Annotated in this window: 7 protein-coding genes; 6 read left to right on the top strand and 1 reads right to left on the bottom strand. The window is 73.0% G+C overall.

The genetic code is table 11. The features are described 5' to 3' along the window. The first annotated feature begins 174 nt into the window (after nt 1–174). Complete coding sequence (locus tag AB0L74_RS27865) at nt 175–1,230, top strand: LLM class F420-dependent oxidoreductase (RefSeq protein ID WP_365658043.1); 1,056 nt, start codon at nt 175–177, stop codon at nt 1,228–1,230. Between the two features lie 318 nt (nt 1,231–1,548). Beyond that, nucleotides 1,549–2,337: a ferritin-like domain-containing protein gene (locus tag AB0L74_RS27870; RefSeq protein ID WP_365658045.1), complete on the top strand. Its 789-nt coding sequence runs from the start codon at nt 1,549–1,551 to the stop codon at nt 2,335–2,337. Nucleotides 2,338–2,353: 16 nt separating this feature from the next. Here the strand turns inward: AB0L74_RS27870 and corA are convergent, their stop codons facing one another. Beyond that, nucleotides 2,354–3,355, bottom strand: coding sequence for a magnesium/cobalt transporter CorA (gene corA / locus AB0L74_RS27875; protein ID WP_365658048.1), 1,002 nt, complete (start codon nt 3,353–3,355; stop codon nt 2,354–2,356). A gap of 61 nt (nt 3,356–3,416) precedes the next feature. On the opposite strand from corA, the gene AB0L74_RS27880 reads away from it, so the two are divergent. From AB0L74_RS27880 to mshC, 4 genes are all read left to right on the top strand, one after another. Next, on the top strand, nt 3,417–4,103 hold the full coding sequence (locus tag AB0L74_RS27880; RefSeq protein ID WP_365658051.1) for a histidine phosphatase family protein: 687 nt from the start codon (nt 3,417–3,419) through the stop codon (nt 4,101–4,103). 121 nt (nt 4,104–4,224) lie between these two features. Further along, a complete protein-coding gene (locus AB0L74_RS27885) occupies nt 4,225–4,815 on the top strand; it encodes a DUF3090 domain-containing protein (RefSeq protein WP_029386795.1) in 591 nt (196 codons plus the stop codon). Next, complete coding sequence (locus AB0L74_RS27890) at nt 4,779–5,609, top strand: SCO1664 family protein (RefSeq protein WP_365658055.1); 831 nt, start codon at nt 4,779–4,781, stop codon at nt 5,607–5,609. Before AB0L74_RS27885 ends, AB0L74_RS27890 begins: the two co-directional genes overlap by 37 nt. Before the next feature lie 143 nt (nt 5,610–5,752). Further along, a complete protein-coding gene (gene mshC / locus AB0L74_RS27895; RefSeq protein ID WP_365658058.1) occupies nt 5,753–6,982 on the top strand; it encodes a cysteine--1-D-myo-inosityl 2-amino-2-deoxy-alpha-D-glucopyranoside ligase in 1,230 nt (409 codons plus the stop codon). Nucleotides 6,983–7,136: the final 154 nt, after the last annotated feature.

Genomic DNA, 7,136 nt, shown 5'->3' on the forward strand with positions numbered 1-7,136 from the left:
GTCACGGGTTTGTCCGTGGGGGCCTGTGGACAACCGTTTCCCCCCACGGCGGCCGTTCACCGCCGCTCCGCGCTCTCCCCGCGCCAGGACCGGCGCCCGTTGCTGACGCCCGCGCCGAGGCCGCGCTAAGGTCGGGCCCCAACGGACGTTACTGATCGGTAAGGGGAATCGGCCATGCAGCTCGGGATCAACCTCGGCTACTGGGGCGCCGGAATGGACGCGGACAACCTCGCCGTCGCCCAGGAGGCCGACCGGCTCGGCTACGCCGTCTGCTGGGCGGCCGAGGCGTACGGCTCCGACGCGGCCACCGTACTGGCGTGGGTCGCCGCCCGGACCGAGCGCATCGACGTCGGCTCGGCCATCTTCCAGATCCCGGCCCGCCAGCCCGCGATGACCGCGATGACCGCCGCCACCCTGGACTCCCTCTCGGGCGGCCGTTTCCGGCTCGGCCTCGGCGTCTCCGGCCCGCAGGTCTCCGAGGGCTGGTACGGCGTGAAGTTCGACAAGCCGCTCTCGCGGACCCGCGAGTACGTCGACATCGTGCGCAGGGCGATGACGCGGGAGCGGCTGACGTACGAGGGCGAGCACTGGACGCTGCCCCTGCCCGGCGGCCCCGGCAAGCCGATCAAGCTGACCGTGCACCCGCAGCGGGAGCACATCCCGCTGTACATCGCCGCGATCGGGCCGAAGAACCTGGAGCAGACCGGCGAGATCGCCGACGGCGCCCTGCTCATCTTCCCGTCGGCCGAGCACCTGGAGGAGACGGCGATCCGCCATCTGCGGGCCGGGCGCGAGAAGGCCGGCAAGACCCTGGACGGGTTCGACGTGTGCCCGACCCTGCCGCTGGCCCTCGGCGACGACAAGGACGTGGCCGCGCTCGCCGACACCTTCCGCCCGTACACCGCGCTGTACGTCGGCGGCATGGGCAGCCCCGAGCAGAACTTCTACAACCGCCTCGCCCGGCGCATGGGGTACGAGCGGGCCGCCGCCGAGATCCAGGAGAAGTACCTGTCGGGCGACAAGCAGGGCGCCGCGGCGGCCGTACCGCACGAGCTGATCGACCGGACGACGCTGCTGGGGTCCGTGGACCGGATCGCGGACCGGATGAAGTCCTACGCGGCGGCCGGGGTGACCACGCTCTCGCTCGCCCCGGCGGGCTTCACGCGGGAGGAGCGGATCGCCGCCCTCCGCGCCGGGGCCGAGGCCCTGGAGCGCGCCGGCCTCGCCTGACCCGCGTCCCGCCGGGGGAACGCGGGGCCGGGCCCGTCCGCGTTCCATCCCGGGATCACTTGATGTCCGGCGGAGAACCCGGCGGGAAGTTCTACGGCCGTGGTGGGGGCTCGGGGGTCTTCCCCGCCACGGCCGTCACGCGGAACAACGCGCCCCGGCCCGCCTGGTTACGCCCTCTCCCACCCCCGGCCGTCCCCCGTTCGGCGGAGCCGCCCGGCACTTCGGTTGCCCCGGCCCCGGGTCACGCACTTGACTCGTTCTTCGCGGAACCCGCGCGGGACCCCGCGGAGGCGGAGCAGCGGCAGAGAGGTGCCCCCGATGCTTTCGGCGAAGAGCCTGTTCCAGGAGATCCTCGACCACGACGAGTCGTTCCGTCTGTTCTGCTCCATCGCGGCCAGCGGGGAGTCGCAGGGCGGCTGGGAGAACGGGCGCATCGCCGCCTTGGTGCCGGAGAGCGAACGCGCGCTCGCCCCCAAGATCACCCGGCACGGCGCCGACGAGGACAAGCACGGGCGCATCTTCCGCGCCCTGCTGAACAAGCGCGGCCTGGAACCCGTGCCGGTGCCCCCGGAGACCGACTACACGATGCTCCTGGAGCGGCACGGCATCGGCCTGGCGCACGACAAGCTCAAGGCGGACCGGCCGCTGACGGTGCGCGACGTCATCACCTACCTGGCGCACAGCAGGGTCACCGAGCAGCGCGCGGCCGGCCAGATGGGGATGTTGCGGAAGTACTTCGCCGACCACCCCGACATCGGCAGGGCCGTCACGATGATCTCCCACGACGAGGAAAGCCACCTCGCCTACGCCCATGAGGAGCTGCTCCGCTTCGCCGCCGCCGGACACGGCCGGTTCATCCGGCGCGCGCTGCGGGAGTGCGCGCTCGCCGAGATCCGTGTCCACCGGGACGTCAGCCTCGCCGTGATGGCCCGCATGGGACGCATCCTCGGCTGGTCCGGGGCGAGGTCGGCGGCGCTCGCGGCGGGCATCCGCGCGGTGTACCTCTACGAGCGGCTGGGCGGCTGGCGCCGGATGGTGACCCTGCGGATGCCGGCGCGGCGCGACGCGCTGGGCGGCCCGGCCGCCGCGGCGCCCGAGCCCGCCTGACCGCCGGGCACGCCCCTCACAGCCACCCCCGCCGCTTGAACAGCCGGTACACCAGCACCTCCAGTACGGCCATCAGCGCGATCAGCGCCGGATAGGACCACACCCAGCGCAGTTCCGGCATGTGCTCGAAGTTCATGCCGTAGATCCCCGCCATCATCGTGGGGATCGCGGCCATGGCCGCCCACGCGGAGATCTTCCGCATGTCGTCGTTCTGCCGGACGCTCATCTGCGCCAGGTGCGCCGACAGGATGTCCGAGACCAGCCGGTCCAGGCCCTCCACCGACTCGTTCACCCGCGTGAGGTGGTCGTGGACGTCACGGAAGAAGGGCCGCGCGGTGTCGTCCACGAACGGCACCCGCACCGACCCGCCGAACGGGCCCGTGCCCGCCAGCCGGGACAGCGGCGGCGCCAGCGGGCCGACGGCGCGGCGGAACTCCAGGATCTGGCGCTTGAAGTCGTAGATCCGCGAGGCGGTGTGGCGCGAGCCGCCGTCGTCCGGCGAGAAGACCTCCGTCTCCAGCCCCTCCAGATCGGCCTGGAGCTCGGTCGCCACGTCCAGGTAGTGGTCGACGGCGGCGTCGGCGATCGCGTACAGCACCGCGGTGGGGCCCTTGCCGAGCAGCTCGGGCTCCCGCTCCAGCCGGTGCCGGACCGCCGTCAGCGGGGCGCCCTCGCCGTGGCGGACCGTGACCACGAACGCGTCCCCCAGGAAGATCATGACCTCGCCGGAGGAGACGATGTCGCTGGCCGCGTCGTACACGACCGGCTTGACGACCATGAACAGCGAGTCCTCGTACACCTCCAGCTTGGGCCGCTGGTGCGCCTTCAGGGCGTCCTCCACGGCCAGTGGATGCAGCGCGAACTCCTGCGTGACCAGCTCGAACTCCTCCGCGGTCGGCTCGTGCAGCCCGACCCAGACGAATCCGCCCGCGGCCCGTGCCTCGCCGAGCGCGTCGGAGAAGTCCGCAGGCCCCTCGCGGCGCCGCCCGTCCCGGTAGATGGCGCAGTCGACGATCACCGAACGTGTTCTCCCCTCGCCCCGGCGCCACCGCGCCGTTCCTTACGCCTACCCTGGCCGCATGCCCACGTTGATCCTGGTCAGGCACGGACGTTCCACCGCCAACACCGAGGGGCTGCTCGCCGGCCGGATGCCCGGTGTCCCCCTCGACGAACGCGGCGCCGCGCAGGCCGCCGCCCTGCCGGGGCGGCTGGCCGGGCTGCCGATCGCCGAGATCGTCACCAGCCCGCTGGAGCGCTGCCGGGAGACCGTCCGGCCGCTGCTCGACGCCCGCCCCGGGCTGCGCCCGCACACCGACGAGCGGATCGGGGAATGCGACTACGGCGACTGGTCCGGCCGCAAGCTCGACGAGCTCAAGGACGAGCCGCTGATGGAAGTGGTGCAGGCGCGCCCCTCGGCGGCCGCCTTCCCCGGCGGCGAGTCGATGCGCGCGATGCAGACCCGCGCCGCGGAGGCGGTGCGCGAGTGGAACGCGCGCGTGGAGCGCGACCACGGCGCCGACGCCGTGTACCTCATGTGCTCGCACGGGGACATCATCAAGTCGCTCGTCGCGGACGCGCTCGGGCTCCATCTCGACCTCTTCCAGCGGATCGCCGTCGAACCGTGTTCCATCACGGCGATCCGCTACACCCGGCTGCGGCCCTTCCTGGTCCGTCTCGGCGACACCGGCGACTTCGCCTCCCTGGCGCCGCGCGAGGAGCCGCCGGACGACGACGCGACCGTCGGGGGTGGTGCGGGCGCACCGTGATCGTCGGCCGCAGTAGGGTGAAGCGGTCGCAGCAGTGCCGTCCCACGGCTTCCGTCACGATCCACCCCCGTTCCATCACGCCGATCCGCCTTTTCGCCACGACATTCAATGGAGACAGGACGTGTCCCGTCAGGTGTTCCTCTACGACCAGCCGGAGCGCTTCGTGGCCGGTACGGTCGGACTGCCCGGGCGCCGTACGTTCTTCCTCCAGGCCTCCGCCGGCTCCCGGGTGACCAGCGTGGCCCTGGAGAAGACCCAGGTCGCCGCGCTCGCCGAACGCATGGACGAGCTCTTGGACGAGGTCGTGCGGCGCAGCGGCGGCAGCGCCGCCGTTCCCGCCGTCGCCCCAGCGGAGATCGCCGACACCGCCCCGCTGGACACCCCCATCGAGGAGGAGTTCCGGGTCGGCACCATGGCGCTGGCCTGGGACGGCGAGGAACAGCGCATGATCGTCGAGGCGCAGGCCCTCGTCGAGCTCGACGCCGACTCCGAGGAGGACCTCGCCGAGGCCGAGGAGCGGCTTCTCCAGGACGAGGAGAACGGGCCCCCGATGCTGCGGGTCCGGCTCACCGGCGCGCAGGCCAGAGCCTTCGCCAAGCGAGCCCTCGACGTCGTCAACGCCGGGCGGCCGCCGTGCCCGCTGTGCAGCCTCCCGCTCGACCCGGAAGGACACGTATGTCCGCGCCAGAACGGATACCGCCGCGGGGCGTGACGGCCGGGGCACCGGCCGCCGACCTGCTCGCCCGGGGCGAGTTGACCGTCCGCGGACGCATCCGTGAGGCGTCCAACGCGGCGCTGTACTGCACGGTGACGTACGAGGGGCGGCGGGCCGCCTGCGTCTACAAGCCGATCGCGGGGGAGCGCCCCCTGTGGGACTTCCCCGACGGCACCCTGGCCGGGCGGGAGGTCGCCGCCTACGAGGTGTCCGAGGCCACCGGCTGGGGGCTGGTCCCGCCCACCGTGCTGCGGGAGGGGCCCTACGGCGAGGGCATGTGCCAGCTGTGGATCGAGGCGGCGCCGGACGCGGAACTGCTCGCCCTGGTGGAGGGGGAGGAGCCGGGGCCGGGATGGAAGGCGATCGGGCTCGCCGAGGTTGGTGAGGGGCGCACCGCGCTGCTGGTGCACGCCGACGACGAGCGTCTGCGGCGTCTCGCCGTGCTCGACGCCGTGATCAACAACGCCGACCGCAAGGGCGGGCACCTGCTGCCCGACGGTGCGGGGCGGCTGTACGGCATCGACCACGGGGTCACCTTCCACGCCGAGGACAAGCTGCGGACGCTGCTGTGGGGCTGGGCCGGGGAACCCCTCACCGACGAGGCGGTCGCCGTGCTCGGCGGATTGCGGGAAGCGCTGGCGGACGGCGGCGCCCTGGCGGCCCGGCTGGCCGGACTGATCACCCCCGCCGAGATCGGCGCCACACGCGCGCGGGTCGAGGCGCTGCTGGCCTCCGGCCGGCATCCGGAGCCGGGCGGGCAGTGGCCGGCGATCCCCTGGCCGCCGGTATAGGGCCTGCCGCGGGGCGTGCCCGGCCTCCCCTCGGGGCCCGGCGTTGCCGCAGCACAGCGGGCGGTTTCGCGCAAGAAGGCGTTCCCGGCCATCCCGTCCGGTCCGGTTCGTGGGCGCGACCGTGCTCCGGTTAGGCTCATGACATGCATGCCTGGCCCGCTTCCGAGGTCCCCGCCCTGCCTGGTCAGGGCCGCGACCTGAGGATCCACGACACCGCGACCGGCGGCCTCGTCACCCTCGACCCCGGTCCCGTCGCCCGTATCTACGTCTGCGGTATCACGCCGTATGACGCCACCCACATGGGACACGCGGCGACCTACAACGCGTTCGACCTCGTGCAGCGCGTGTGGCTCGACACCAAGCGGCAGGTCCACTACGTCCAGAACGTCACCGACGTCGACGACCCGCTGCTGGCGCGGGCCGAGCGCGACGGCGTCGACTGGAGCGCCCTCGCAGAGAAGGAGACCGCTCTCTTCCGCGAGGACATGACGGCGCTGCGCATGCTTCCGCCCCGGCAGTACATAGGCGCCGTGGAGGCCATACCCGGCATCGTGCCGCTCGTGGAGCGGCTGCGGGACCTCGGCGCCGCCTACGAACTCGAGGGCGACATCTACTTCTCCGTCGAGTCAGACCCCCACTTCGGCAAGGTCTCGCACCTGGACGCCGCCGCGATGCGGCTGCTGTCCGCCGAGCGCGGCGGCGACCCGGACCGGCCGGGCAAGAAGAACCCGCTCGACCCCATGCTCTGGATGGCGGCCCGCGACGGCGAGCCGAGCTGGGACGGCGGTTCCCTCGGCCGCGGCCGGCCCGGCTGGCACATCGAGTGCGTGGCCATCGCCCTCGACCACCTCGGCATGGGCTTCGACGTCCAGGGCGGCGGCTCCGACCTCGTCTTCCCGCACCACGAGATGGGCGCCTCGCACGCCCAGGCGCTCACCGGCGAGTTCCCCATGGCCCGGGCGTACGTGCACGCCGGCATGGTCGGCCTCGACGGCGAGAAGATGTCCAAGTCCAAGGGCAACCTGGTCTTCGTCTCCCGGCTGCGGCGCGAGGGCGTCGATCCCGCCGCCATCCGCCTGTCGCTGCTCGCCCACCACTACCGCTCCGACTGGGAGTGGACCGACCAGGTGCTCCGGGACGCCGTCGCCCGCCTCGGCCGCTGGCGCTCGGCCGTCTCCCGGCCCGACGGCCCGTCCGCCGACGCGCTGGTGGAGGAGATCCGCGACGCCCTCGCCGACGACCTGGACGCCCCGGCCGCGCTCGCCGCGGTCGACCGCTGGGCCGCCCTCCAGCACGAGAGGGGCGGTACGGACACGGGCGCGCCCGGCCTGGTGTCGCGCGCCGTCGACGCGCTGCTGGGCGTCGCGCTGTAGACGGCGGAGGACCCCGCGGGGCCTCATCCGGAAAACCGGGCGGGGGCGGAGCGCACGCGCTCAGTTGAAGAACACCGGCAGCGGCAAATGCCTTGACATGCACACCTACGCCAACAGTCAGGACGCCTGGCTGTGGGCCTGCAACGGCACCGAC

This window comes from Streptomyces sp. NPDC052020, from assembly GCF_040680575.1.
Taxonomy (GTDB): domain Bacteria; phylum Actinomycetota; class Actinomycetes; order Streptomycetales; family Streptomycetaceae; genus Streptomyces.

Excerpts from the sequence above, each read along its gene's own strand:
- AB0L74_RS27870 (WP_365658045.1), top strand. The coding sequence starts at position 1,549 with ATGCTTTCGGCGAAGAGCCTGTTCCAGGAGATCCTCGACCACGACGAG.
- AB0L74_RS27890 (WP_365658055.1), top strand. The coding sequence starts at position 4,779 with ATGTCCGCGCCAGAACGGATACCGCCGCGGGGCGTGACGGCCGGGGCA.
- mshC (WP_365658058.1), top strand. The coding sequence starts at position 5,753 with ATGCATGCCTGGCCCGCTTCCGAGGTCCCCGCCCTGCCTGGTCAGGGC.
- AB0L74_RS27880 (WP_365658051.1), top strand. The coding sequence starts at position 3,417 with ATGCCCACGTTGATCCTGGTCAGGCACGGACGTTCCACCGCCAACACC.
- AB0L74_RS27865 (WP_365658043.1), top strand. The coding sequence starts at position 175 with ATGCAGCTCGGGATCAACCTCGGCTACTGGGGCGCCGGAATGGACGCG.